The sequence below is a fragment of the Amycolatopsis nalaikhensis genome, assembly GCF_030264295.1.
Lineage (GTDB): Bacteria > Actinomycetota > Actinomycetes > Mycobacteriales > Pseudonocardiaceae > Amycolatopsis > Amycolatopsis nalaikhensis.
On sequence record NZ_CP127173.1, the window covers coordinates 7,850,330 to 7,874,320 of the forward strand.

Below are 23,991 nucleotides of genomic sequence, written 5' to 3' on the forward strand. Positions count from 1 at the left end.
AGGGGGACCCGTGAGCATGCTCGAGCGGATGGCCGAAGACCGTCGTCGCCGTCAGGGGGCCACCCCGGAAGCCCCGGCCGGGCAGCAGTGGGGGACCTGCGTCAGCGTCCGCGAAGTCGGCGACCGGCGCCGCCGGATCGCCCGTGTGCTGCTCGCCAGTGGCATGGTGATCACCGCCTACCTCCCGGCCGGCGTTCTCGCGCCCGCCGTCGACTCGCCCGTGCTGGTCCAGACCAAGGCGATCGGGGACGCGCCCGTCGGCACCGGGATCCTCGTCTCGCCCGCCGGCGGCGACCAGCCGGGCCACGGCGACGTCGTCGCGTACTGACCGTCGTGCGCACCGTTTCGCTGGTCACCCTGGGCTGCGCGCGCAACGAGGTCGATTCGGACGAGCTGGCCGCGCGCCTCGGGGAGTCCGGCTGGCGGCTGGCCGAGCCCGGCGCCGAGGCCGACGTCGTCGTGGTGAACACCTGCGGCTTCATCGAGGCGGCGAAGAAGGAGTCCATCGACACCGTCCTCGCCGCCTCCGGCAAGGGCGCGAAGGTCGTCGCCGTCGGCTGCATGGCCGAGCGCTACGGCCGCGAACTCGCCGACGCCCTGCCGGAAGCCGACGCCGTGCTGTCGTTCGACGACTACCCCGAGATCGGCGACCGCATCCAGGACGTCCTGCACGGCAAGCCGCCCGAAGCGCACACCCCGCGCGACCGGCGGACGCTGCTGCCGCTCACCCCGGTCCAGCGGCCCGCCGCGGTCGCCGCGCACGTGCCGGGGCACGGCCCGGCGAGCGGCCCGCGCGTGCTGCGGCACCGGCTCGGCGGCGGCCCGATCGCGCCGCTCAAGCTGGCCTCCGGCTGCGACCGGCGCTGCACGTTCTGCGCGATCCCGAGCTTCCGCGGCGCGTTCGTGTCCCGGCCGCCCGCGGAGATCCTCGCCGAAGCCGAGTGGCTGGCCGGCCACGGCGTGCGGGAACTGGTGCTGGTGAGCGAAAATTCGACGTCGTACGGCAAGGACCTCGGTGACCTCCAAGCACTGGAGAAGCTGCTGCCGAAGCTCGCCGGGATCGTCGACCGCGTCCGCGTGAGCTACCTGCAGCCCGCCGAGCTGCGCCCGAGCCTCGTCGAGACGATCGCCGGGACCTCCGGGGTCGTGCCGTACTTCGACCTGTCGTTCCAGCACGCCAGCGGTCCGGTGCTGCGCCGGATGCGCCGGTTCGGCGACCGCGAACGGTTCCTCGGGTTGCTCGACCGGATCCGCGCACTGGCCCCGAAAGCCGGGGTGCGCTCCAACTTCATCGCCGGTTTCCCGGGCGAGACCGACGCGGACTTCGCCGAGCTGAAGCGGTTCCTGGAGGAGGCTCGCCTCGACGTCGCCGGGGTCTTCGGCTACTCGGACGAGGACGGCACGGAGGCCGCGGGCCTGCCGGACAAGGTGCCGTCGCCGGTGCGCGCGCGGCGCGTCGAGGAGCTGTCCGTCCTCGCCGACGAGCTGGGTGCCCGCCGCGCGCAGGAGCGCGTCGGCTCGGTGGTCGAGGTGCTGGTCGGAACCGGCGGCCGCGGCTGGGCGGCGCACCAGGCACCGGAGATCGACGGCCACGTGACGTTCCCGGCCGGGACGCCGGAGCCGGGCGCGCTGGTGCGGGCCGAGGTCACCGGGTCGAATGGCGTTGATCTGACGGCGCGGGTCCTCCCGGGGTAGCCGAGGTCGCGTCCGTTCCGCGGCAGCCCGCTCAGCGGAGGCTGTCGAGGGCTAGCTTCGCCGCCCGGGCGATGAGCCGGTCGTCCGGCTTGGCGTCCTCGGTCTTCTTGTCCGACATGACCACCAGCACGATCGGTGCGCGTCCCGGCGGCCAGACGATCGCGATGTCGTTGCGCGTCGCGTACTCGCCCGTGCCCGTCTTGTCGGCGACCGCCCAGCCCGCGGGTGTGCCCGCGCGGATCACGTTCGCGCCCGTCAGGTTGGCGCGCATCATGTCGGTGAGCACCGTCCGCTTCTCCGGCGGCAGCGCGGGGCCGAGGGCGAACGCGCGCAGGCTGGCCGCCATCGCGCGCGGCGTGCTCGTGTCGCGGATGTCGCCCGGGGCGAGGTCGTTGAGGCCGGGCTCGATCCGGTCGACGTGGGTCGTCGTGTCGCCGATCCCGCGTAGCGCGGCGGCGAGCCCCTGCGGCCCGCCGAGCTCGCGGAACAGCAGGTTCGCGGCGGTGTTGTCGCTGTAGCGCAGCGCCGCGTCCATGGCCTCGCGCAGCGACAGCCCGGTCTCGACGTGCTTCTCGCCGATCGGGGAGTTCGCCTGCACGTCGGCGCGGGTGTACTTCAGCACCTTGCCCAGCCCGTCGAGGCTGGTGCGCTGGAGCACGGCGGCGGCCGAGAACGCCTTGTGCGTCGAGGCGTAACCGAACCGCTCGTCGGCGCGGTGGGTGAGCTCGCGGCCCGAGCCGGTGTCGACGGCGTACAGGCCGAGCCGGGCGTCGAACTCCCGCTCCAGGGGCGCGAAGTCCGGCTGCGGGGCGGTGGTCGCGGACGACGTCGGCGCCGGAGTGGGCGGTGCGGGGGCCGGGGCTTCGGCGGCGCAGGCGGTGAGCGGCACGAGGACGAGCGCGGCGAGCGCGGCCCGCCGGACGTGGGGGAACGGCACGGTGGATCCTTCCGGTCTTGATCGACATCCGCAGTCTCACCGGGTTCGTCCATGCTGTCCAAGACGGAATCGGAGGGTTCGATGCGGAACTGGCATAAAGTGGGGTCGTGGACCTGGTCGGCGGCTGCAGGGCGTTCGTGAGCGTGAGCGAGGCGGGGAGTTTCACCGCGGGCGCGGCGGTCGCGCGCATCCCGCAGCCGGTGGCGAGCCGGCGGATCGCGGCGCTGGAGCGCCACTTCGGCGAGCGGCTCTTCGACCGCTCGACCCGCCGTGCGCGGCTCACGCCGTTCGGGCGGGACGTGCTGCCGTCGGCCAAGCGGCTCGTGCAGCTGGCCGACGCGATGGAGCACGACGCCAAGCGCGCCCGGCTGCGGCCGTTGCGCGTGGCCGTCCCGGACACGTGCGGGGTGCGCGACCTCGCCGAGCTCGCCGCCGAGGCCCGCGCGCTGGACGTCCACCTGGAGTTCCGGACGGCGGCGCCGGGGGAGCGGGCCGAGCCGTCCGCACGAACGAGGTGCGGGCCGCGCTCACGGCCGTCCCGGCCGGGGAAGGTGTCTGGTCGGTGCCGCTGGGCCTGGCCGGGGTGACGTCGCCGCCGTCCCGCGTCGTGCACTTGGAGACGTTGCGGGCCGGGCGGTCCGGCGGGCCCCGGCGGCGCGTGTGGATCCAGCCCGAGGACGACGTCCCGCACGTCCGCGACCGGGTGCTGCGGGCGCGCGACGCGGTGGGCCTGCAACCGGCCCAGGTCGCGGTGGCCGGGTCGCTGACGTCGGCGGCCGCGGCGGTGTTCGGCTCGGCCGACCTGCTGCTGTGCTCGGCGGTCCAGGCGGAGGACCTGGGGCTGCACTGGCGTCCGCTGGGCGCGCTCGACCTCGCCCGCGGCTACGGCGTCGCCGCGGGTTCGGGCGAGGACGCCGACCGGTTGCGCACGGTGCTGCACGACGCCGTCGGGCGTTGCTTGGGGGTGGCGCGGTGATGGCTTTGGTCCGGGACCTGCGAGACGAGCTGGCCGAAGGCGGGTTGCGCGGATCGTTCCTGGTCCGCGACTTGCGGACGGGCGTGGAGATCGGGATCGACCCGGACCGCGAGTACCCGATCGCGTCCCTGGTGAAGGTCCCCCTCTCGGCCGCGACCCTGGAGCGCATCCGCCGCGGCGAGCTGGACGGCGCGACGCAGCTGGAGGTCGCCCCGGGCGGCGTGACGACGCCGGGCCCGATCGGCCTGACGCGTTTCCGCCACCCGGCCCGCATCGCGGTGGACGACTTGCTTTACCTGAGCACGTCGTTGAGCGACGGCGTCGCGGCCGACGTGCTGTTCGACCTGACGCCCCCGGCCGAGGTGACGCGCATGCTCGCCGAGTGGGGTCTCCACGGAATCGCGGTGCGCCACCTGATGCGCGACCTGGTGGACACCCCGGCGGAGCGGTTCGAGGACGGCGAGGTCGACCTGGCGCACGCACTGGCGATCGGCGCGGGCACGGCGGGACAGGGCCACCGGCTGCCGCAACTGGACGTGACGAGAGCGAACGCGGCGTCGGCCCGGGCGATGCTCGAGCTGCTGCAGGAGCTGTGGCGGCCGTCGAAGATGGACCCGGTGGTGGCGGCGGGCGTACGAGACCTGATGGCGAACAACATGATCCGGCATCGGCTGACGCCCGACTTCGCTTCCGACTCGGCGAAGTGGTCGTCGAAAACGGGGACGTTGCTGACGATGCGCCACGAGGCCGGGGTGGTCGAGCACGCGGACGGCGGGGTGTTCGCGGTGGTGGCGCTGACGGAATCCCGGGTCCCGGCGGTGCTGCAGCCCGAGGCGGAGGTGTTGATGGCCCGGGTGGCCCGGACACTGCGGGACCACCTGCGCGGCGGGTGAGAAGGCGCGGACCTGGGCTCGCGCGGGCCCACGGAGTCGCGAATGACTCATTCGGGACGCTGGAGGTCGCGAATGAGTCATTCGCGACCTCGGGGTACTGCGGCCGCGCCGCACCGACGACTCGGCCCGGCTCGGCTCGGCTCGGCCCGGCCCGCCCCGGCCTGGCCCGGCTCGGCCCGGCTCGGCCCGGCTCGGCCCGGCTCGGCTCGGCCCGCCCCGGCCTGGCCCGACTCGGCCCGCCCCGGCCTGGCCCGGCTCGGCCCGCCCCGGCCTGGCCCGACTCGGCCCGCCCCGGCCTGGCCCGGCTCGGCCCGGCTCGGCTCGGCTCGGCCCGGCCCGACTCGGCCCGGCTCGGCCCGGCCAGCCCGGCTCGGGGCCGGACCGCCCGCTCCGCCGGGCTGCCCGCTAGCTGCGCGGGTCGCTCGCGCGCCGCGCGGGTCGCCCGCAGGCAGCACGGCCTACCCGCCGCGGCGGCCGACCGCCGACCGAGCCGACCTCACCGAGCCGCCGCGCGAAGCCTCAGGCGGGTGCCTTCACCGAGAAGTCCACCTCGGCCGTCGGCACCGTCCCGGCCGTCCGCCCCGGAGCCGTCTGGAACTGCCAATAAAGATTCGTGTGCGCGATAACCGCGGCAGGCGACGGCGCCCCATAAGCCGTCAGGTCCTCCGTCGTATGCGCATCGGCGACCAAAGCCGCGTCGTAACCCCGAGCGATAGCCCCGTGCAGGGTCGACCGGATACAGGCATCGGTCTGCGCACCGGCCACGACCAACCGCCCGACCCCGCGCGCCGCCAAGACCTCCTCGAGGTCCGTCGCCTCGAACGAATCCCCGTACTCCTTGTGCACCACCGGTTCCGACGGTCGCAGCTCCAGTTCGGGCACGAACCGCCAGGTCTCACTGTCGCGCGGCAGTTCCTCACTGGAATGCTGCACCCACACGACATCCACCCCCGCGGCGCGCGCCTTCGACACCAGAGCCGCGATATTGGCGACGACGGCATCGCGCTCGTGGGCGACGCGCATGACGCCGTTCTGGACGTCCACGACCAGCAGGGCCGTGTTCGGGCGGTCGGTCAACGTAGTCATGGCCTCACCCTAACCGCGGGCACCGACACTTTTCGCGCACTAGCATGCCCGGCCATGGACTACGGCATGCTGCTGCTCGGGATCGTCCTGCTCGTCGCCGTCGTGGGGCTGAGTTCCTCGGCCACCGAACGCAGGCTCGGGAAACGCCTCGACCGCGTCGAACGGAAGCTCGACGCCATCGCCGCGCACCTCGGCGTCACCACGGCAGAACCCGACATCCCCGAGGTGACCGCCCTGCTGCGGCAAGGCAAGAAGATCCAGGCGATCAAGGTCTACCGCGAACGCACCGGCGCGGACCTCAAGGAAGCCCGCGACGCCGTGGAGCGGCTCGCCTAATACTGCAACGACACTTCGTGATGGCCGCGTCGTCGGTAGTGGCTGGCACGCGCCCGGGCTTGGCTGGCTCGTCGCCATCGTGACCAGTGCATCGCATGCTGGCTTGTGCGGCGGATCGGTGCGGTGACGCGGTTGAGCAGTCTGCGAATTTCGTTGGAGGTGAGCGGTATCAGGCCGGGTGTGGATCCCCTTTTTTCGCGGCGTCTCGAGTGAGGACGAGAAACGCCGCTGCCGCCATGGAGAGAGTGATATGCCGATACCATGCTTCGTATCGGCGGACCTGGTAGTGGTCGAGTCCTGTTTCGTTTTTCGCGGTTTGGAAACTTTCTTCGATTGCCCAGCGGCTTCCGGCGACGCGCACCAGTTCGCGGATGTCGGTGCCGGCGGGGCCGAAGCAAATGTAATAGGCGATATCGGTGGGATCGCTGACAGAGCGGCGGGCCAGCAGCCAGTGGCCGACTTCTTGTCGGCGTAGAGGCCGGATGTCGACCACCGCCCAATCGTAGATCCGTTGCCCGTGCGCTCCATCGCCGCAGGACAGACGTTGCCAGGCGGCCGGTTCGACCTCCGCGATGACGGCGCGGGCGCGTCGTTGCCGCAGATCCATGGAAATCACCATTTGGGACTTGGGTACGGCGAGTACATGTGCGATATCGTGTTCTTCCAGCCAGAGCCGCAGCCGCCCGACCTGCCCGTAGGCTTCATCAGCGGTGAACCACGCAAACGGGATTCTCGCGGCGAGCGCGCGTTCCACCATCAGTTGTGCCAACTCGGGCTTGGTCGCGAATCCGACGTCGTCGGGAATGCCGGCCGCAGCGCACCGGCCCCGATCCGCGATCCACTCTTTCGGCAGGTACAACTCGCGATCGATCAAAGCTCGTCCCCGATCCGAGGCGTACGCCAAGAACACGCCGATCTGCGAATTCTCGACTCGCCCGGCCGTGCCCGAATACTGGCGCGCCACGCCGGCGGATTTCGTGCCCTTCTTCACGAATCCGGTCTCATCGGCGATCAACACGCCGCGTTCGGCGTCCCCGAGCACGTCGACCACCGCATCACGCACGTCATCACGCATGCCCTCGGCGTCCCAGGCGTAGAAGTTCAGCAGCCGCTGCATGCCCTGCGGACCCGCCTCGCCCGCCATCTCGGCCAGGGTCCAGCCGTTCTTGCGCTCGGCTTCCGCCAGCAGGCCCCGCAGGTAGGACACCATTTGCCGCCGGGGCTCCACCCGGGAAAACCGCGTCGCGAACCGCCCCGCGAACGCAGCGAAACGCGCCGACCAGTCCGTCACCATCTCCAGCACACAAGATCAACTACACGACCAACGAACCAGAGCCTAACCGACACGCGGATCAATCCATCACGAAGTGTCGTTGCAGTACTAAGGCGCGCCGCCGATGTGCTTCGCCGACACGGCTTCCCACACGGCGTCGAAGTCGCGGTACCGGTCGGTGTCGGGCAGGCCACCCAACGAGCCGAGCACGGAGTCGCCGCCGCCGGCCGCGGCCGCTCGGCGCAGGAGCTCTTCGCGGCCGCACGGGTACTCCGCTTCGGCCAAGTGCTTTTCGAGGCTTGATCGGTCCGGAGCAGACATGCTTGCGGCTTACCCGCCGCCGGCCGCGCGGAAACTCAGCCGACGACGATCGTGTGGTCCGTGCGCGGCACCAGCTCGCCGATCACCGGGTGGCCCGGCAGCTCGGCCGCGACCAGCAGCCCGCCCGACGTCTGCGCGTCCGCCAGCAGGAGAGCCTCCTCCTCCGGAACCCGCGACAAGTCAGTGTGCGGGCGGACCCAGTCCAGGTTGCGCCGGGTGCCGCCGCTGACGTACCCGTCGCGCACCGCCTCCCGCGCGCCCTCGAGGTACGGGACCGCCGCCGGGTCGAGGCGCGCCGTCACGCCGCTCGCCCGGGCCAGCTTGTGCAGGTGCCCCAGCAAACCGAAGCCGGTCACGTCCGTCGCGCACGTCGCTCCGGCCGCCAACGCCGCGCGGGACGCGTCGTCGTTCAACGTCGTCATCACGTCGATCGCCTGCTCGAACCGCTCACCGGTCGCCTTGTGGCGTGAGTTGAGCACGCCGACGCCGAGCGGCTTCGTCAGGGTCAGCGGCAGCCCGGCGCGCCCGGCGTCGTTGCGCAGCAGGCGATCCGGCGCGGCCACTCCCGTCACCGCGAGGCCGTACTTCGGTTCCGGGTCGTCGATGCTGTGCCCGCCCGCGAGGTGGCAGCCCGCCGAGCGGCAGACGTCGAGGCCGCCGCGGAGCACCTCCGCGGCCAGCGAAAACGGCAGCACCTCCCGCGGCCAGCCGAGCAGGTTGACCGCCACGACCGGTGTCCCGCCCATCGCGTACACGTCGGACAGCGCGTTGGCCGCGGCGATCCGGCCCCAGTCGTACGCGTCGTCGACCACCGGGGTGAAGAAGTCCGTCGTCGCGATGAGCGCGGTCGAGCCGGAGATGCGGACCGCGGCCGCGTCGTCCCCGGTCTCCAGCCCCACGAGCAGCTCGCCCGCCGGGGAGACGGGCACGGTGCCAGTCAGGCCGCGGACGGCCTCCTCCAGCTCGCCGGGCGGGATCTTGCACGCACAGCCGCCGCCGTGCGCGTACTGCGTCAGCCGGTAACCCACCGGTTCATCCTGCCCGCCGCGCCCGGGCTTGGCAGGATGGCACCCATGGTGCAGGGAGGCGTATCCGGCCTGGTGACCGGCACGGTCTTCAAAATCGTCGAGCGGCAGGTCCTGCCGCTGGCGGGTTCGATTCCCGTCCGCCTCCGCCATGCCTGACCCCCGCCGCGCGATCCCGCGCACGGACGCCCTGCTGGCCGAGCCCCGGATCGCCAAGGCCGCCGCGGTGCTGGGGCGCGAGCTGGTGAAATCCGTGGTCAAGGACGTCCAGCAGGTCGCCCGGGCGGGGGAAATCGCGCCGGACGACGTCGTTGACGTGGTTCTCGCGCGGCTCCCGGCGGGCGCGTCTTCGCTGCGCCCGGTGGTCAACGCGACCGGGGTCGTCGTGCACACCAACCTCGGCCGGGCGCCGCTCTCGCCGTCCGCGCTCGACGCCCTGGTCGCGGCGGGCGGCACCACCGACGTCGAGTTCGACCTCGGGACCGGTGACCGGGCTCGCCGCGGCCGCGGTGCGCTCGCCGCACTGGCCGCCGCCGTGCCGGATGCCGCCGCGGTGCACGTGGTCAACAACAACGCGGCCGCCCTGCTGCTCTGCGCGCTCGCCCTGGCGCCGGGCCGGGAGATCGTCGTCAGCCGCGGTGAGCTGGTCGAAATCGGCGACGGCTTCCGCATCCCGGACCTCCTCGAGTCGACGGGTGCCCGGCTGCGCGAGGTCGGCACGACGAACCGGACGTCGGCCCGCGACTACGCCGCCGCGCTCGGCCCGGACACCGGGTTCGTGCTCAAGGTGCACCCCTCGAACTACCGCGTCACCGGCTTCACCTCGGAAGCGCCGATCACCGAACTGGCGAGCCTCGGCGTGCCGCTGGTCGTCGACATCGGTTCGGGATTGCTGGCCCCGCACCCGCTCCTGCCCGACGAGCCGGACGCGGCGACCGCACTCCGGGCAGGCGCCACCGTCGTCACGGCCAGCGGGGACAAGCTGCTCGGCGGCCCGCAGGCCGGTCTGCTCTTCGGCGACGCGGACGTCGTCGAACGGCTGCGGCGCCACCCGGCCGCACGAGCCCTGCGCGTCGACAAGCTCACGCTGGCCGCTCTCGAAGCGACTGTGCGCGGACCACTGCCACCCATGCGCGCCGCGCTCGAAGCGTCCGTCGAAAGCCTGCGAGATCGCGCACAAGCACTGGTCAGGGCACTGGACGGCGTCGACGCGCACCTCGTCGCCTCCGTGGCGGCCGTCGGCGGCGGGGGTGCGCCGGGCGTCGAACTGCCCAGCGCCGCGGTCAGCCTGCCCGTCCGGTACGCGACGGCCCTGCGCACGGGCGAGCCCGCGGTGGTCGGCCGCGTCGTCAAGGACCGCTGCCTGCTCGACCTGCGGACCGTGCGGCCGGAAGAGGACGTGAAACTCCTGGAAGCCGTCCGCCGATGCGGGTGATCGTCACCGCCGGGCACGTCGACCACGGCAAGTCCACGCTCGTCCGCCTGCTCACCGGGATGGAACCGGACCGCTGGGCCGAGGAGCGCCGCCGCGGCCTCACCATCGACCTCGGGTTCGCCTGGACGCGGATCGGCGACGAGGACGTCGCGTTCGTCGACGTGCCCGGCCACGAACGGTTCGTGCCGAACATGCTGGCCGGCGCCGGACCCGCGCCCGCGGTGCTGTTCGTCGTCGCCGCGGACGAAGGCTGGATGCCGCAGTCAGCCGAGCACCTCGCCGCCCTCGACGCGTTCGGCGTGGCGCGCGGACTGCTGGTCGTCACCAAGGCCGACCGTGCCGATCCGGCCGCCGCGACGGAGGCCGCGCGGCGCGAGATCGCGGCGACGTCGCTGGGTGCCGTGCCGAGCGTGGCCGTCAGCGGCACCACGGGCGCGGGCCTCGGTGAGCTGCGCGCGGCGATCGCCGAGCTGGCGAAGAGCCTGCCGCCACCCGACCCGGACGCCGACGTCCGGTTCTGGATCGACCGGGCGTTCACCGTCTCCGGCGCGGGCACGGTCGTCACCGGCACCCTCGCCGCGGGGACGATCGCCGTCGGCGACGAGCTGCGGCTGGGGGAGTCGCGGGTGAAGGTCCGCGGGCTGCAGGCCCTCGGCGAGCCGCGCGACCGCGTCGAAGCCGTGGCCAGGGTCGCGGTGAACCTGCGCGGCACCGCCCGCGGCGACGTCGGCCGTGGCGACGTCCTGCTCACGCCCGGCCGCTGGCGCACCACCACCGAGTTCGACGTCCGGTTGCGCGGCCCCGACCCGCACCGGCACCTGGTGCTGCACTTCGGCACCGCGGCCGTGCCGGTGCGGGTCCGTCCACTCGGGACGGACACGGCGCGGCTGACCACCGCGACGGCGTTGCCGCTGCGCGTGGGTGACCGCGGCCTGCTGCGCGACCCCGGCGAGCACCGGATCGCCGCCCGGTTCGACGTCCTGGACGTCGACCCGCCGCCGTTGCCCCGCCGCGGCGCGGCCCGGGCGCGCGCGGCCGAGCTGGCCGGATCGGACCTCGCCGCGACGTACCTGCGCCGCATCGGGTTCGCGAAGGCCGGGGACCTCGCCGCGATGGGCCTGCCGGAGACGGGCGTCCGCTGGGGTGACTGGCTCGCCGACGCCGAACGGATCGCGCAGGTGCGCGCGGCGGCCGCCACGATCGTGCGCGAGTGGGACAGCCTCGCCGCCGGCGTGCCGGTGGAGGCACTGCGGCAGCGGCTCGGCCTGCCCGCGCCGGAACTCGTCGCGCCGGTGCTCGCGGGCACCGGCTTCGAGGTGGCGGGCGGGCTCGTGCGGCGGCCCGGCGCCGGGCTCGACCCGGCCGTCGAACGGGCCGTCGAGAAGGTGGGGAAACACCTCGCCGAGCACCCGTTCCGGGCCCCGGAAGCGGACGAGCTGCGGGCGCTGGGCCTGGGCCGCCGCGAGCTGGCGGCGGCCGTCCGGCTCGGCCGGCTGACCGCGGTCGCCGAGGGCGTCGTGCTCGGCCCGGACGCCGAAGAACGGGCCGTCGCCGTGCTGCGGGGAGTGGCCCAGCCGTTCACGGTCTCCCAGGCGCGGCAGGCGCTCGACAGCACCCGGCGGGTCGTGGTCCCGCTGCTGGAGCGCCTCGACGCGGCCGGACGGACCGAACCCCTCGGCGACGGCACGCGCCGGGTCTCGCGGACACCCTGAAAACGTGGCCCGGCCGCGCTGAAGGGGACGTTCGTCTCGTCTGATGCGTTGAAGGGGACTTTCCTCGCATCAGATGCCAGGAAAGGCCCCTTCAGCCCGCCGGTGCGGTGGTTGGAGCTGCGGCGGCGGGGTATCGCTACTACCGTGCCAGGCATGGGTGTACGGCGGTGGGTCGAAGGCTGGCCGGTGTACCGGCAGCTGACCGGACCCGACCGGACCGCCCGCGCCGCCGCGGCCAAATCGGACGGTTCGGAGAAATGGCACGCGCGCACCGAAGACGCCGACCGCGTCGTCCGCTCCGTCTGCCCGTACTGCGCCGTCGGCTGCGGCCAGAAGGTCTACGTCAAGGACGGCCGCGTCACGCAGATCGAAGGTGACCCGGACTCGCCGATCTCCCGCGGCAGGCTCTGCCCGAAGGGGTCGGCGAGCAAGCAGCTCGTGACGAGCCCGAGCCGCGTCACCGAGGTCCTCTACCGCCGCCCGCACGGCACGGAGTGGGAGCGCCTGCCGCTCGAGCGGGCGATGGACATGATCGCCGACCGGGTGCTGAAGACCCGCGCCGAGACGTGGCAGGACGTCGACGACCAGGGCCGCGTGCTCAACCGCACGCTCGGCTTCGCCAGCCTGGGCGGGGCGACCCTGGACAACGAAGAGAACTACCTTATGAAGAAGCTGTACACCGCGCTCGGCGCGATACAGATCGAAAACCAGGCCCGTATTTGACACTCCGCCACGGTTCCCGGTCTGGGGACCTCCTTCGGTCGTGGGGGCGCCACGACGTTCCAGCAGGACCTCGCCAACGCCGACTGCATCGTCATCCAGGGCTCGAACATGGCCGAGTGTCACCCGGTCGGGTTCCAGTGGGTGATGGAGGCGAAGGCCCGCGGCGCCAAGATCATCCACGTCGACCCGCGGTTCACCCGCACGAGCGCGGTTTCGCACGTCCACGCGGCCCTGCGCGCCGGGACGGACATCGCGTTCCTCGGCGGGCTGATCAACCACGTGCTGAGCAACGACCTCGACTTCCGGGAGTACGTGCTGGCCTACACGAACGCGGCCGCGATCCTGCGTGAGGACTTCCAGGACACCGAAGACCTGGACGGGCTGTTCTCCGGTTACGACCCGGAGAAGCGGCGCTACGAAATGTCCTCGTGGGAGTACGAAGGCGCGCCGACGCTGCCCGCGGCCGGGTCCACCGACCCGGAGCAGCCGGGCGAACCGGGCTCCGAACAGCACGGCGGCGAGGCGCACCAGCAGTCGGCCAGGGCGGACACCTACGGCAGCGGGGGCGCGGCGATCGGCGGCAAGCCGAAGACGGACGAGACGCTGCAGCACCCGCGCTGCGTCTTCCAGGTGCTCAAGCGCCACTTCGCGCGGTACACCCCCGAGGTCGTCGCGGACGTCTGCGGCCTGCCGGTCGAGCAGTTCGCCGAGATCGCCGAGGCGATCACGAAGAACTCGGGCCGCGACCGGACGACCGCGTGGGTGTACTCGGTCGGCTGGACCCAGCACACGGTCGGCGCGCAGTACATCCGGACGGCGTCGATCCTGCAGACCCTGCTCGGCAACATCGGGCGTCCCGGCGGCGGCATCCTCGCGCTGCGCGGGCACGCCAGCATCCAGGGCTCCACCGACATCCCGACGTTGTTCAACCTGCTGCCCGGGTACATCCCGATGCCGCACGCGCACCAGCACCAGAGCCTCGACGAGTTCGTCGAGGCCGACGCCGGCAAGACCGGCTTCTGGGGCAACATGCGCTCCTACACGGTCAGCCTGCTCAAGTCCTACTGGGGCGACTCGGCCCAGCCGCACAACGACTTCCGCTTCGGCTACCTGCCGCGGCTGACCGGCGACCACGGCACCTACGCCACCGTGCGGAAGCAGATCGAAGGGGAGTGCAAGGGCTACTTCCTGGTCGGGGAGAACCCGGCGGTCGGCTCGGCCAACGGCAAGTTCCAGCGGCTCGGCCTGGCCAACCTCGACTGGCTCGTCGTCCGCGACCTGCAGCTGATCGAGAGCGCGACGTTCTGGAAGGACGGCCCGGAGGTCGAGACCGGCGAGCTGACGCCGGAGGAGATCGGCACCGAGGTCTTCTTCCTGCCCGCGGCCGCCCACACCGAGAAGGACGGCAGCTTCACCAACACGCAACGGCTCCTGCAGTGGCACCACAAGGCCGTCGAGCCGCCCGGCGACGCCCGCAGCGACCTGTGGTTCTACTACCACCTCGGCCGGCTCATCCGGGAGCGGATCGGCGACGACCCGCGCGACGCGCCGATCCGCGACCTCACGTGGAGCTACCCGGTCGAGGGGCCGACGGACGACCCGAGCGCGGAGTCGGTGCTCGCCGAGATCAACGGCCACGGCCCGGACGGCCCGCTCTCGGCGTACACGCAGCTGAAGGACGACGGCTCGACCGCCTGCGGCTGCTGGATCTACTGCGGGGTCCGCGCCGACGGGAAGAACCAGGCGGCCAACCGGCAGCCGGGCGCCGAACAGGACTGGATCGCGAACGGCTGGGCCTGGGCGTGGCCGGCGAACCGGCGGATCCTCTACAACCGCGCGTCCGCGGACCCGGACGGCAAGCCGTGGAGCGAGCGCAAGAAGCTGCTCAGCTGGGACGCGCGGCAAGGCAAGTGGGTCGGCCCCGACGTCCCGGACTTCGAGCCGACGAAGGCGCCGGACCACGTGCCCCCCGAGGGCGCCCAGGCGCAGGAGGCGCTCAGCGGCCGCGATCCGTTCATCATGCAGACCGACGGCAAGGCGTGGCTCTACGTCCCGGCCGGGCTGGCCGACGGCCCCCTGCCCACGCACTACGAGCCGTTCGAAAGCCCGGTGGAGAACGCGCTCTACGGCCGGCAGGAGTCGCCGACGCGCCAGACCCTGGACAGCCCGTCGAACCCGTACAACCCGGCGCGGAGCACGGTTTACCCGTACGTCTTCACGACCTACCGGCTCACCGAGCACCACACCGCCGGCGGGATGAGCCGCACCCTGCCGTACCTGTCCGAGCTGCAGCCGGAGTTCTTCTGCGAGGTGTCCCCGGCGCTGGCGGCCGAGCGCGGCCTCGAAAACGGCGGCTGGGCCACGATCATCTCGGCCCGGACCGCGATCGAGGCGCGAGTGCTCGTCACCGAGCGCGTGAAGCCGCTCAAGGTCCGCGGCCGGACCATCCACCAGGTCGGGCTGCCCTACCACTGGGGTCCGAACGGGCTTTCGCGCGGCGACGCGGCCAACGACCTGCTGTCGATCGTGCTGGACCCGAACGTGCACATCCAGGAGTCGAAGGCGGCCACCTGCGACATCCGGCCGGGACGGCGGCCCCGCGGTGCCGCGCTGCCGGCCATGGTCGAGGAGTATCGGAGGCGGGCCGATGGCTGAGTACGGCGCACAGGCGCGGATGGGGTTCTTCACCGACACGTCCGTGTGCATCGGCTGCAAGGCCTGCGAAGTCGCGTGCAAGGAGTGGAACGGCGTGCCCGAAGCGGGCGGGCTCGACCTGCTCGGCACGTCGTACGACAACACCGGCGCGCTCGGCTCGAACACCTGGCGGCACGTCGCCTTCGTGGAACAGCCGAAGTCCACTGTGGACCTCGGGATGCCGGACGTCGGCGCGCCGGGGCAGGACGACCCCGGCGTGCGCTGGCTGATGTCGAGCGACGTCTGCAAGCACTGCACGCACGCCGCGTGCCTCGACGTCTGCCCGACCGGCTCGCTGTTCCGCACCGAGTTCGGCACCGTCGTGGTCCAGCAGGACATCTGCAACGGCTGCGGCTACTGCGTCCCGGCGTGCCCGTACGGCGTCATCGAAAAGCGCGAGTCCGACGGCCGCGCCTTCAAGTGCACCCTCTGCTACGACCGGCTCGGCGCGGGGCTCGAACCGGCGTGCGCGAAGGCGTGCCCGACCGACTCGATCCAGTTCGGCGAGCTGGACGAGCTGCGCGAACGCGCTGACGAGCGGGTCAAGACGCTGCACGACGAGGGCGTGCCGGAGGCACGGCTCTACGGCCGCGACCCCGATGACGGCGTCGGCGGCGACGGCGCGTTCTTCCTGCTGCTGGACGAACCCGAGGTCTACGGGCTGCCGCCGGACCCGGTCGTCACCACGCGCGACCTGCCCGCGATGTGGAAGCGGGCGGCGGTGACCGCGGCCGGGGTCGCCGTGGCGGTCGCCGCGTCGTTCCTGGGACGGCGCCGATGAGCCCCCGCCGCGAACGCGCGATGGTCGAGCCCGCCGAGTTCCGGTCGTACTACGGCAAGCCGATCCTCAAGGAGCCGGCGTGGAAGCAGCCGGACGTGCCGCTGTACCTGTTCCTCGGCGGCGCGGCGGGCGCGTCGGCGACGATGGCGGCGCTGGCCGACGTCACCGGGCGGCCGCGGCTGGCGCGAATCGGCAGGCTGGTCGCGTCCGGCGGCTCGGTCGCCAGTGTCGGGGCGTTGATCCACGACCTGGGGCGGCCGGAGCGGTTCCTGCACATGCTGCGGGTGCTGAAGCCGACGTCGCCGCTCTCGGTGGGCTCGTGGATCCTCTCGCCGTTTTCGGGCCTGGCCGCCGTCGCGGCGGCGTCGGAAGTCACCGGGAAACTGCCGGTGATCGGACGGCTGGCCGGAGTCGGGGCGGGGGTGCTCGGGCCCGCGATGTGCACGTACACGGCGGTGCTGCTCGCCGACACGGCGACGCCGTCGTGGCACGAAGCCCACGGCACGCTGCCGGTGCTGTTCGCGGGCAGCGCGCTGACCAGCGGCGCGGGGGCGGCCCTGCTTGCGGGGGAAACCGGGCCGGTCGTGCGGGCCGGGCTGGCCGGGGCGGCGGCCGAGCTGGTGGCCGAGCACCACCTGGAGACCGGGCTGGGCCTGGCGTCGGAGCCGTACCGCACCGGGCGGGCCGGCAAGCTGCTGAAGGCCGCCAAAGCCCTCACCGCCGCCGGTGCCGGGCTGTCGCTGGTGGCCGGGCGGAGCCGCGTGGCCGGAGCGCTCGCCGGAGCCGCGTACCTGGCTTCGGGGCTGTGCACGCGGTTCGGCGTCTACGCGGCCGGCGTGGCGTCCACAAAGGACCCGAAGTACGTCGTGGTGCCGCAGCGGGAGCGGGTCAGCCAGCGGGCAGGCCGCTGAAGAAGCCGTCGAGCGCCTTCGCCAGGGCCTCCGGGTTCTCCTCCGCCATGTGGTGCCCCGACTCGATGGCGTAGGCGTCGCGCAGGTCGGTCGTCCACTCGCGCCAGATGGCCGGGATGTCGCCGTGCATCTCTTCGAGGTCGTCGAGGCTGGACCAGAGGATCAGCACCGGGCACGTGATCTTCCGCCCGGCGGCTTTGTCGGCGTCGTCGTGGGCGCGGTCGACGCCCAGGCCCGCGCGGTAGTCCTCGAGCATCGCGGTCACCGTCGCCGGATCGTGGATCGCGCGGTGGAAATCGGCGAAGTTCTCCTCGCCGAGCCGCTCCGGCGTGTTCTTGGTGGCGACGTTGTACCAGGCGTCCGGGTCGGCGGTGATCGCCCGCTCCGGCCGCTCCGGCTGGGCGAAGAAGAACCAGTGGTACCACGCCCGCGCGAACTCGGCGTGGCAGCGGGCCAGGCTTTCGCCGACCGGGATGGAGTCGAGGATCGCCGCGCCGCGGACCACGTCCGGGTGATCGAGCGCGAGGCGTGTCGTGACGAGTGCGCCGCGGTCGTGCCCGGCCACGAAGAACCGCTCGTGGCCCAGCTCCCGCATCAGCGCGACGCAGTCGGCCGCCATGACGCGCTTGCTGTAGGGCATGTGGTCGGCGTCGGTCGGCGGTTTGGTGGATTCGCCGTACCCGCGCGTGTCCGGGCAGACCACGGTGAACCGCTCCGCGAGCCGCGGCGCGACCCGGTACCACGTCGTGTGCGTGCGCGGGTGCCCGTGCACCAGCAGCAGCGGCGGACCGGAACCGCCGTGGCGGACCCGGAGCGTCACATCCCCGACGTCGACGTGGTCCAGCGTGAAGCCTTCGAACATGGCCACCCCCAGACGGATGCTGCCGCACCCCGGCGCCCGGGGTGCGGCAGCGGATCTCGGATCAGTTCTTGTCCTTGACGCCCTTGACGGCGTCCTTCACCTTGTCGGCGGCCTGCTTGAGGGAACCCTTGGCCTGTTCGGACTTGCCTTCGGCCTGCCACTGCTCGTTGTCCGTGGCGTCGCCGATGGCTTCCTTGGCCCGGCCCTTCAGCTCTTCGCCCTTGTTCTCGAACTTGTCGTTCATGAGTGCACCTTCCGTGAGGGGCCTTGCCGGTCGGTTACCCCCTGGACGCGCCCGTACACATCACAACCAGACGAGGGCCGTGAGCACGGTCACCCCGGCGAGCAGCCACGCGACGTAGTCGCCGACGTGCCCGGAATGGCCGCGGTGCAGCACTTCGAGGGCCGCCCGCACCGGCCGTGGCCAGGACGGCAGCCGCCGGGGCCACAGCGCGGCCGCGGCGACGCCGAGCGCCAGCAGCACCGTGAGCAGGCCGAACCACACGCCGGACGCGGACCACTCCGCCGTCACGGGCGCGGGCGGGCCGGGCGCGGGGACGGCGGGCAGCACGTCGTGCAGGTACCCGCCGCGGTCGGCGTCCTGGCGTCCGGCCGTGGTGGCGGCTTCGCCCACCCAGGGGAGCGTGCCCACGGCCAGCGCGCCCGCCAGGAGGGCGACGATCGCCGCGGTCATGGTCACCGGCGTGCGCGCGATCGGACGGCCCGTCTCCGGTTCCTCGTCCGTCCCGGGGGTCCGGTCGCCGTCGTCCCGCCGCGGCGGCGTGCCGAGTCCGAAGTAGACACCCAGCCCGGCGCGCAGCACCGCGGCCGCCGTCACCGCGGACACGACGACGAACACGGCCACCAGCCAGCCGTACCCGCTCCGCTCGAGCGCGTGTTCGGCGACGGCCTTGCCGAACGCGACGCCGAACGGCGGCAACCCGGCCAACGCGAGCGCCGCCAGCAGGAACAACCCGGCTTCCAGCCGCGAATGCCCGCACCGGCCGAACAGCTCGTCCTCGTCGACACTGCCGTAGCGGTCCATCAGGACCCCGGCGAGCAGGAACAGCGCCGCTTTGGCGCCGGCGTGCCCGGCGACCGCGAGCACGAACCCGGCGCTCGCCTCGCCGCCGGTGGCCGCCAGACCGCACAGGAACAAGCCGGTGTGGGCGATGGTCGAGTAGGCCAGCAGCCGTTTCAGGTGGCGCTGGGTGAAGCAGAGGACGGCGCCGAGCAGCGCGCTGGCGATGCCGAGCACCAGCAGGACCCGGGCGAACGCGCCGTCGTCGAGGACCCCGCCGAACACGGTGCGCCGCACCCGCAGCACGCCGTAGGCCCCCAGTTCGACCATCACGCCGGAGAACAGCACGCACACCGGCGTCGGGGCGACGGCGTGCGCGTCGGCGAGCCAGAAGTGGAACGGCACGGCCGCCGCCTTGACCAACAGGCCGGTGCAGACGAGCACGAACGCGGCGAGGACCAGCGCGTCCGCGGGCCGCCCGTCGAGCGCGACGCCGAGCTGGGCGAGCCCGAGCTGCCCGCCGCGCGCGTACAGCAGGCCGATGCCCATCAGCGTGAAATACGCGCCGAGGGAGTTCACCACGCCGAAGTTCAGCGCGCCCTGGACCGAGTCGGCCTCCTCGACCCGGTACCCGGTGAGCGCGTAGGCGACCCCGCTCATCAGCTCGAAGAACACGAAGAGGGTGAACAGGTCGCCGGTGAGCAGGAAGCCGAGCATGCCGGTGAGGAACAGCAGCATCATCGCGTGGTAGCGGGCTTCGACCGCCTCGAAGTAGTGCCAGCTGTAGAGCAGCGCGCACGTCGTCAGGAACGAGGCCAGCAGGGCGAGGGTGGTGTTGAGCCCGTCGGCGGCCAAGACGATGCCCAGCGAACGCGTGCCGTCCGGCCGGTGCCCGCCGAGCCAGCTCACCACCCGGCCGTGCTGCACGCCCACGAGCAGCACCGCGGTCAGGACGGTGACGGCGAGGGCGGTCGCCGTCGCGAGGCCGTCGGCCACCACGCGCGGCAACTTGAGGCCGAGCCCGAGCAGCACGCACGCGGCCAGCAGCGGCAGGGCGACGACGAGGGCCGGGAGCGCGGTCATCGCCTCAGCCGCGCAGGGCGCGCAGGTCGTCGGGGTCGACCGTGCCGTGCCGCTTCGAAATCTGGATGGTCAGGGCCAGCAGCAGCGCGGTGATCGTCGCGGACACGACGATGTCGGTCAGGGTCATCGCCTGCACCATCGGGTCGACGACGGGCTGCCGCTGGTCCTGGGCGACGATCGGCGCCCCGGCCCCTCGTTGATAGCCGATGCCGAGGAGCAGCACGTACGTCCCGGCCTGCGCGACCGAGAGCGAGACGACGGTGTGGACGAGGTGGCGGCTGCGCACGATGCCCACCGACCCGGCGAGCAGCAGCCACGCGGCCACGCCGTAGCAGGCCAGTCCGACGACGGTCACGCGCGCTCCTCCCGGATCAGGCCCTGGCCGAGGAACTGGGCCAGCAGCACCACCAGCCCGGCCGCCACCTCGATGCCGATGAGCACGCTCAGCACCGGCACGGTGCCCGCCGACAGCAGCGAGCCGAACTCGCCCGGCGGCAGGACGTTCGCCAGGAACGCGCTCCCGGCGACCAGGCCGGCGAGCCCGGTGACGACGTACAGCCCGGTCGCCGCGGCCTCGGCGTACTCGCACCAGTCGATCGGGCGCAGCTTCGCCAGCGCCGGGTAGCTGCCGGAGATGTAGAGCAGGTGCCAGCCGGTGGCCAGCACGACCCCGCCCTGGAAGCCGCCGCCCGGGGTGAGGTGCCCGTGCGCCACGACGTCCGCCCCGAGCAGGAGCGTCACCGGGAGCATCAGGTAGCCGCCGAGCTTGACCACGGGCATGACGTAGCCGCTGGTGGGCTCGATCCGCCGTCGCTCCTCTTTGGTCGGCTGCAGCAGGGAAAGCGCGCCGACGACGGCCGCCGCCACGATCGTCTCTTCGCCGAGCGTGTCCAGGGCGCGCAGGTCGAAGTTGACCGACGACACCAGGTTCGGCGTCGCGTGGGCGAGCGCGGCGGGCAGCGCGAGGTCGCGGTAGACGTGCGCCGAGCCGCCGAACTCCGGCATCCGCAGGAAGGCTGTCACCAGCAGCACGGCCACCCCGAGCGCGCCCGCCGCGCACAGCCACGTCCGCGCCCGCAGCGTCATCGCCCGCCCACCTTCCGGATCGTCAGCAGCACCAGCAGCGGGACGACGGCCGAGCCGACGGCCAGCTCGGAAAGGGCGACGTCGGGGGCCTGGAGCGCGAAGAACAGCAGGGCCAGGCAAAGGCTGAACAGGGAGAGCGTGATCGCCTGCCGCCGCGGATCCGGCGTGGCCACCACCACGAACCCCGCGACGGCGACGAACGCGAGGGCGACGAGCAGCACCACCGTCGTCACGACGGCAGGTCCTCGTCGACCACACCCCGCCGCCGAGCTTCGATGCGCCCGGCGGCCGACGACAGCACCGGCCCGGTCACCGCGAGCAGCGCGACGGTGAGCAGGATGGCTCCCGAGCCGAGGCTCCAGCCGTTGGCCACGGCCAGGCCCGCGCCGACCAGGGGAGCGCCGACAGTGGTCACGGGCGCGAGCAGGTGCAGCCGGTTGAGCAGGCCGTCGGCGCGCAGCATCGCGACGGACGCGGCCACGACCACGGCGACCCCGGCGAAGACGAGGACGTGCGCGATCACCGCGTCGTCCCGAGCAGCCGGATGAAGACGAGAGTGCCGGCGAAGGCCAGCACGGTCAGGGTGAGCGGGAGGATCACCGCGCTCGACGGGCCGTACGCCTGCACGAACAGCAGCATCGTCAGCACCGTGACCGGGCCCGCGAGCTGCAGCCCGGCCAGCCGGGTGATCGCGTCGCCCCGCGCGGCCAGCCACAGCGCCGGGCCGAGGCCGCCCGCCATGAGCAGCACGGCGGCGACCAGCCAGCCCGTCACCGCCGCACCTCGTCGAGCAGGCGGGAGTCGCCGAGCAGCCGGTGGACGACCAGCTCCCGGTCGTCCGGCGGGGTCGCGACGACCATCGTGCCCGGCGTGCTGCCGACGACGGCGGCCGCGGCCGCCACGCGGGCGTGGTGCACCGCCTCGGGTTCGTCGGGCAGGTCCACGGTGGCGAACCGGCCCGCACGCGGGTGCCGCACCAGCTTGACCAGGGCCTGCCCGGACTCCCGGACGGCGTTGCCGGGCACCCGGAGCAGCCAGCGGAACCAGCGCGCCCGGGGCCGCCAGACCTCGCCGACGGCTCGTCGCGCCGCCCGCGCGGCGAACGCGCACGGTAGCGCCACCACGGCCGCGGCCACGGTCTCGGGCAGCGAAGGCGTCACCAAGGTCAGCAGCCACAGGCCGGTCAGGCCGAGCCACCACACCAGCACCTCGGATGTCACGCGCACGCCGGGCGAATACCCCGCGGCCGGGTCCGCCAACCGGGGTCACCGGTCCGGCAGGTGCCCGCCCATCCGCTCGATCCGCTGGATGGCCGGTTCCGCCAGGACGCCGTGGACCAGCACCGACACCGCCACGGCGACCGCGCCGACCCGCCACAGCACGTCCTGCTGCGGCACCGGGATCCGGTTCAGCGCGTAGGCGAGGTAGAAGAGCGTGCCGATGCCGCGGACGCCGAAGAACGCGATCGCGAGCGAGGCCGGCCGCCCCGCGGACGAACCGAGCAGCGAGACCCAGCCGACCACCGGCCGGACGACGAGCACCGCCACCACGGCGATCAGCACTTCGATCACGCGCAGGCCGCGCAGCAGCCCGTCGCCCACGGCCAGCCCGAGCCCGAGCAGGGCGAGCGGCACGAAAAGACGTTCCAGCTGACGGCCGAAGGCGTGCAGGACGCCGTGGTACTCGTGCGAGCGTTCCTGCGTGCGGACGGCGACCGCGGCGACGAACACGGCGACGAACCCATTGCCGTGGGCCAGCTCCGCGAGCGCGTAGGGCAGGAACGCCAGTGCGAGCAGGACCAGGCCGTCGGCGTATTCGGCCAGGCGAAGGCGGTCCGACGGCGTCCGGAAGATCGCCCAGCCGAGCAGCCACCCGGCGGCCACGCCGATCGCGACGCCGGTCGCGATCGGCAGCAGCAGGTCCACGAGCACCCAGGAGACGTCGAGTTTCGGTTCACTGCCCGCCAGCGCGAGACCGAGCAGGACGAACGGCATGGTCAGACCGTCGTTCAGGCCCGCTTCCGTGGTCAGGGTGAAGCGGATTTCGTTGTCCCTGGCCAGTTCCGGCTCGACGTCGGGGTGCGGCACGCCGATGTCGCCGGCCAGCACGGGGTCCGTCGGGGCGAGGGCGGCGGCCAGCAGCAGCGCGACGCCGGGTGTGAGCGCGAGCCACCAGTGGCCGAGCACGGCGACGAGCAGGATCGACAGGGGCATGGTGAGGGCGAGCAGCCGCCAGGTCGAGCCCCAGCGGCGCAGGCCGAACGGCCGGTCGACGGACAGGCCCGCGCCGGCGAGCGCGACCAGGATGCCCAGCTGGGTGAAGGATTCGACGCCGTGCAGGTGGGCGGCGGGGTCGCTCCAGCCGTCACCGTAGGGCGCGGGCAGCGGCAGCAGGCCGAGCCCGATCCCGGCGCCGAGCATCACCAGCGGCACCGAGAACGGCCGGTCGGCGACGAGCTTCGGGACGATGGCGGCGGCGAGCGCCAGCAGCCCCGCGACGCCGAACAGCACCGTCAAGGACGACAAGGGGGTTCCCTCCTGCCCGCTCGTGGTCTCGTGATCGGCGGGAGGTGAGCGTAAGCCGGGGTCCGGGCGGGCGCAGCGTGATCGGCCGCCGGGCGCGGAGCCGAGTAGCGTGGCGGGAGAGGCCAGCGAACCGGGAGGAGGCCGCGGTGACGGCGACGAACGGGGCGGGTCGGCCGTGCCGGTTCTGCGGAGGAGTGCGCGGCCCGCGGGTGCCGGGCAAGGAGGGGCCGATCTGCCTCGACTGCGTCCGGGCGGGCCTGAGGGTGGCCCGCGACGGAGCGGACCGCCAGACCACGGCGGGCGACGTCCTGGCGGCGGTGACATCGCCCTTGGCGGCGGTGTGCGAGTTCTGCGGCCGCCGGGAGAGGCGGACGTTCCTGGGCTTGCGGCGGCCGTTGCTGCGGGTGGACTGCGCGGCCCGGGACGCGGTGATCTGCGTGGACTGCCTGGACCACGCGGGTGATGTGCTGAACCTGGCCCTGCGCCACTGAGGGTGCTTGCGCAGCGGTGAAGGCTGCGGGATCGGCAGGCGCGGGCATTACCGGGCGCCGTCGCCCCGGGCTGCGCGAGCAAGTGCCGAACGTTGCGCTGCGTGACCGGCGGGGTTTCCCCTCAC

25 protein-coding genes, 1 tRNA gene and 1 pseudogene are annotated in these 23,991 nt (G+C 73.0%); 12 read left to right on the forward strand and 15 right to left on the reverse strand.

All coding sequences use genetic code 11. From position 1 onward, the window contains the following. Positions 1-10 precede the first annotated feature (10 nt). Entirely contained in the window at positions 11-328 is a 318-nt protein-coding gene (locus tag QP939_RS38345; RefSeq protein WP_285460049.1) for a hypothetical protein, read from the forward strand. Further along, positions 325-1,695: a 30S ribosomal protein S12 methylthiotransferase RimO gene (gene rimO, locus QP939_RS38350; RefSeq protein ID WP_285459941.1), complete on the forward strand. Its 1,371-nt coding sequence runs from the start codon at positions 325-327 to the stop codon at positions 1,693-1,695. The genes QP939_RS38345 and rimO overlap by 4 nt, the downstream gene beginning before the upstream one ends. 31 nt (positions 1,696-1,726) lie before the next feature. Here rimO and bla read toward each other — a convergent pair whose 3' ends face one another. Next, on the reverse strand, positions 1,727-2,632 hold the full coding sequence (gene bla / locus QP939_RS38355) for a class A beta-lactamase (RefSeq protein ID WP_285451364.1): 906 nt from the start codon (positions 2,630-2,632) through the stop codon (positions 1,727-1,729). A 107-nt stretch (positions 2,633-2,739) separates the two neighbouring features. Here bla and QP939_RS38360 point away from each other — a divergent pair. Both QP939_RS38360 and QP939_RS38365 read left to right on the forward strand, forming a co-directional pair. Next, positions 2,740-3,608 (forward strand): annotated as a pseudogene (locus QP939_RS38360) (LysR family transcriptional regulator). Further along, on the forward strand, positions 3,608-4,501 hold the full coding sequence (locus tag QP939_RS38365) for a serine hydrolase (protein WP_285451365.1): 894 nt from the start codon (positions 3,608-3,610) through the stop codon (positions 4,499-4,501). Before QP939_RS38360 ends, QP939_RS38365 begins: the two are co-directional and overlap by 1 nt. A 519-nt stretch (positions 4,502-5,020) precedes the next feature. Here the strand turns inward: QP939_RS38365 and QP939_RS38370 are convergent. After that, entirely contained in the window at positions 5,021-5,587 is a 567-nt protein-coding gene (locus tag QP939_RS38370; RefSeq protein ID WP_285451367.1) for an isochorismatase family protein, read from the reverse strand. A 54-nt stretch (positions 5,588-5,641) separates the two neighbouring features. Between QP939_RS38370 and QP939_RS38375 the strand changes: the two genes are divergently transcribed. Beyond that, positions 5,642-5,923 (forward strand): hypothetical protein, encoded by a 282-nt coding sequence (locus tag QP939_RS38375; RefSeq protein ID WP_285451368.1) that lies wholly within the window; start codon positions 5,642-5,644, stop codon positions 5,921-5,923. A 169-nt stretch (positions 5,924-6,092) separates the two neighbouring features. Here the strand turns inward: QP939_RS38375 and QP939_RS38380 are convergent, their stop codons facing one another. From QP939_RS38380 to selD, 3 genes are all read right to left on the reverse strand, one after another. Further along, positions 6,093-7,217 (reverse strand): IS701 family transposase, encoded by a 1,125-nt coding sequence (locus QP939_RS38380; RefSeq protein WP_434219669.1) that lies wholly within the window; start codon positions 7,215-7,217, stop codon positions 6,093-6,095. Between the two features lie 87 nt (positions 7,218-7,304). Further along, on the reverse strand, positions 7,305-7,517 hold the full coding sequence (locus QP939_RS38385; RefSeq protein WP_285451369.1) for a DUF2795 domain-containing protein: 213 nt from the start codon (positions 7,515-7,517) through the stop codon (positions 7,305-7,307). 35 nt (positions 7,518-7,552) lie between these two features. Beyond that, positions 7,553-8,545, reverse strand: coding sequence for a selenide, water dikinase SelD (selD, locus tag QP939_RS38390; protein WP_285451370.1), 993 nt, complete (start codon positions 8,543-8,545; stop codon positions 7,553-7,555). 54 nt (positions 8,546-8,599) lie between these two features. Between selD and QP939_RS38395 the strand changes: the two genes are divergently transcribed. The 6 genes from QP939_RS38395 to nrfD all read left to right on the forward strand — a co-directional run bounded on the left by QP939_RS38395 (position 8,600) and on the right by nrfD (position 16,798). Then, positions 8,600-8,694: transfer RNA gene (locus tag QP939_RS38395), tRNA-Sec, on the forward strand. Continuing rightward, positions 8,694-9,977 (forward strand): L-seryl-tRNA(Sec) selenium transferase, encoded by a 1,284-nt coding sequence (gene selA, locus QP939_RS38400; protein ID WP_285451371.1) that lies wholly within the window; start codon positions 8,694-8,696, stop codon positions 9,975-9,977. Before QP939_RS38395 ends, selA begins: the two co-directional genes overlap by 1 nt. Continuing rightward, positions 9,968-11,689 carry a selenocysteine-specific translation elongation factor gene (gene selB, locus QP939_RS38405; RefSeq protein WP_285451372.1) on the forward strand — a complete coding sequence of 574 codons (1,722 nt, stop codon included), beginning with the start codon at positions 9,968-9,970 and terminating at the stop codon, positions 11,687-11,689. The genes selA and selB overlap by 10 nt, the downstream gene beginning before the upstream one ends. A 153-nt stretch (positions 11,690-11,842) precedes the next feature. Then, positions 11,843-15,067 carry a formate dehydrogenase gene (gene fdh / locus QP939_RS38410; protein ID WP_285451373.1) on the forward strand — a complete coding sequence of 1,075 codons (3,225 nt, stop codon included), beginning with the start codon at positions 11,843-11,845 and terminating at the stop codon, positions 15,065-15,067. Further along, a complete protein-coding gene (locus QP939_RS38415) occupies positions 15,060-15,887 on the forward strand; it encodes a 4Fe-4S dicluster domain-containing protein (RefSeq protein ID WP_285451374.1) in 828 nt (275 codons plus the stop codon). Before fdh ends, QP939_RS38415 begins: the two co-directional genes overlap by 8 nt. Next, the gene (gene nrfD / locus QP939_RS38420) at positions 15,884-16,798 is read left to right on the forward strand and encodes an NrfD/PsrC family molybdoenzyme membrane anchor subunit (protein WP_285451375.1); all 915 of its coding nucleotides are present in this window, start codon (positions 15,884-15,886) and stop codon (positions 16,796-16,798) included. Before QP939_RS38415 ends, nrfD begins: the two co-directional genes overlap by 4 nt. On the opposite strand, the gene QP939_RS38425 is transcribed toward nrfD, so the two are convergent. The 10 genes from QP939_RS38425 to QP939_RS38470 form a co-directional block, all read right to left on the reverse strand. Continuing rightward, positions 16,776-17,660, reverse strand: coding sequence for an alpha/beta fold hydrolase (locus QP939_RS38425; RefSeq protein WP_285459942.1), 885 nt, complete (start codon positions 17,658-17,660; stop codon positions 16,776-16,778). The two genes, nrfD and QP939_RS38425, sit on opposite strands and share 23 nt — an antisense overlap. Before the next feature lie 61 nt (positions 17,661-17,721). After that, a complete protein-coding gene (locus tag QP939_RS38430; protein ID WP_285451376.1) occupies positions 17,722-17,904 on the reverse strand; it encodes a CsbD family protein in 183 nt (60 codons plus the stop codon). Between the two features lie 60 nt (positions 17,905-17,964). Continuing rightward, positions 17,965-19,764 (reverse strand): complex I subunit 5 family protein, encoded by a 1,800-nt coding sequence (locus tag QP939_RS38435; RefSeq protein WP_285451377.1) that lies wholly within the window; start codon positions 19,762-19,764, stop codon positions 17,965-17,967. A gap of 4 nt (positions 19,765-19,768) precedes the next feature. Continuing rightward, positions 19,769-20,119: a sodium:proton antiporter gene (locus tag QP939_RS38440; protein ID WP_285451378.1), complete on the reverse strand. Its 351-nt coding sequence runs from the start codon at positions 20,117-20,119 to the stop codon at positions 19,769-19,771. Further along, positions 20,116-20,850 (reverse strand): MnhB domain-containing protein, encoded by a 735-nt coding sequence (locus tag QP939_RS38445; protein ID WP_285451379.1) that lies wholly within the window; start codon positions 20,848-20,850, stop codon positions 20,116-20,118. Before QP939_RS38445 ends, QP939_RS38440 begins: the two co-directional genes overlap by 4 nt. Beyond that, on the reverse strand, positions 20,847-21,083 hold the full coding sequence (locus QP939_RS38450; RefSeq protein ID WP_285451380.1) for a Na(+)/H(+) antiporter subunit B: 237 nt from the start codon (positions 21,081-21,083) through the stop codon (positions 20,847-20,849). The genes QP939_RS38445 and QP939_RS38450 overlap by 4 nt, the downstream gene beginning before the upstream one ends. After that, positions 21,080-21,373: a monovalent cation/H(+) antiporter subunit G gene (locus QP939_RS38455; protein WP_285451382.1), complete on the reverse strand. Its 294-nt coding sequence runs from the start codon at positions 21,371-21,373 to the stop codon at positions 21,080-21,082. Before QP939_RS38455 ends, QP939_RS38450 begins: the two co-directional genes overlap by 4 nt. Next, positions 21,370-21,624 carry a hypothetical protein gene (locus tag QP939_RS38460; RefSeq protein WP_285451383.1) on the reverse strand — a complete coding sequence of 85 codons (255 nt, stop codon included), beginning with the start codon at positions 21,622-21,624 and terminating at the stop codon, positions 21,370-21,372. The genes QP939_RS38455 and QP939_RS38460 overlap by 4 nt, the downstream gene beginning before the upstream one ends. Continuing rightward, positions 21,621-22,076 (reverse strand): Na+/H+ antiporter subunit E, encoded by a 456-nt coding sequence (locus QP939_RS38465; protein WP_285451384.1) that lies wholly within the window; start codon positions 22,074-22,076, stop codon positions 21,621-21,623. Before QP939_RS38465 ends, QP939_RS38460 begins: the two co-directional genes overlap by 4 nt. A gap of 39 nt (positions 22,077-22,115) precedes the next feature. Further along, complete coding sequence (locus QP939_RS38470; protein WP_285451385.1) at positions 22,116-23,375, reverse strand: cation:proton antiporter domain-containing protein; 1,260 nt, start codon at positions 23,373-23,375, stop codon at positions 22,116-22,118. A 146-nt stretch (positions 23,376-23,521) separates the two neighbouring features. Between QP939_RS38470 and QP939_RS38475 the strand changes: the two genes are divergently transcribed. Further along, positions 23,522-23,866, forward strand: a complete 345-nt coding sequence (locus tag QP939_RS38475; RefSeq protein WP_285451386.1) for a hypothetical protein — start codon at positions 23,522-23,524, stop codon at positions 23,864-23,866. Positions 23,867-23,991 lie beyond the last annotated feature (125 nt).

What these genes read in the sequence shown, in the direction of transcription:
- nrfD (WP_285451375.1), top strand. Translation starts at nt 15,884, where the DNA reads ATGAGCCCCCGCCGCGAACGCGCGATGGTCGAGCCCGCCGAGTTCCGG.
- QP939_RS38365 (WP_285451365.1), top strand. Translation starts at nt 3,608, where the DNA reads ATGGCTTTGGTCCGGGACCTGCGAGACGAGCTGGCCGAAGGCGGGTTG.
- QP939_RS38445 (WP_285451379.1), bottom strand. Translation starts at nt 20,850, where the DNA reads ATGACGCTGCGGGCGCGGACGTGGCTGTGCGCGGCGGGCGCGCTCGGG.
- QP939_RS38370 (WP_285451367.1), bottom strand. Translation starts at nt 5,587, where the DNA reads ATGACTACGTTGACCGACCGCCCGAACACGGCCCTGCTGGTCGTGGAC.
- QP939_RS38385 (WP_285451369.1), bottom strand. Translation starts at nt 7,517, where the DNA reads ATGTCTGCTCCGGACCGATCAAGCCTCGAAAAGCACTTGGCCGAAGCG.
- selA (WP_285451371.1), top strand. Translation starts at nt 8,694, where the DNA reads ATGCCTGACCCCCGCCGCGCGATCCCGCGCACGGACGCCCTGCTGGCC.
- QP939_RS38430 (WP_285451376.1), bottom strand. Translation starts at nt 17,904, where the DNA reads ATGAACGACAAGTTCGAGAACAAGGGCGAAGAGCTGAAGGGCCGGGCC.
- QP939_RS38435 (WP_285451377.1), bottom strand. Translation starts at nt 19,764, where the DNA reads ATGACCGCGCTCCCGGCCCTCGTCGTCGCCCTGCCGCTGCTGGCCGCG.
- QP939_RS38425 (WP_285459942.1), bottom strand. Translation starts at nt 17,660, where the DNA reads ATGTTCGAAGGCTTCACGCTGGACCACGTCGACGTCGGGGATGTGACG.
- QP939_RS38375 (WP_285451368.1), top strand. Translation starts at nt 5,642, where the DNA reads ATGGACTACGGCATGCTGCTGCTCGGGATCGTCCTGCTCGTCGCCGTC.
- QP939_RS38380 (WP_434219669.1), bottom strand. Translation starts at nt 7,217, where the DNA reads ATGGTGACGGACTGGTCGGCGCGTTTCGCTGCGTTCGCGGGGCGGTTC.
- QP939_RS38415 (WP_285451374.1), top strand. Translation starts at nt 15,060, where the DNA reads ATGGCTGAGTACGGCGCACAGGCGCGGATGGGGTTCTTCACCGACACG.
- selB (WP_285451372.1), top strand. Translation starts at nt 9,968, where the DNA reads ATGCGGGTGATCGTCACCGCCGGGCACGTCGACCACGGCAAGTCCACG.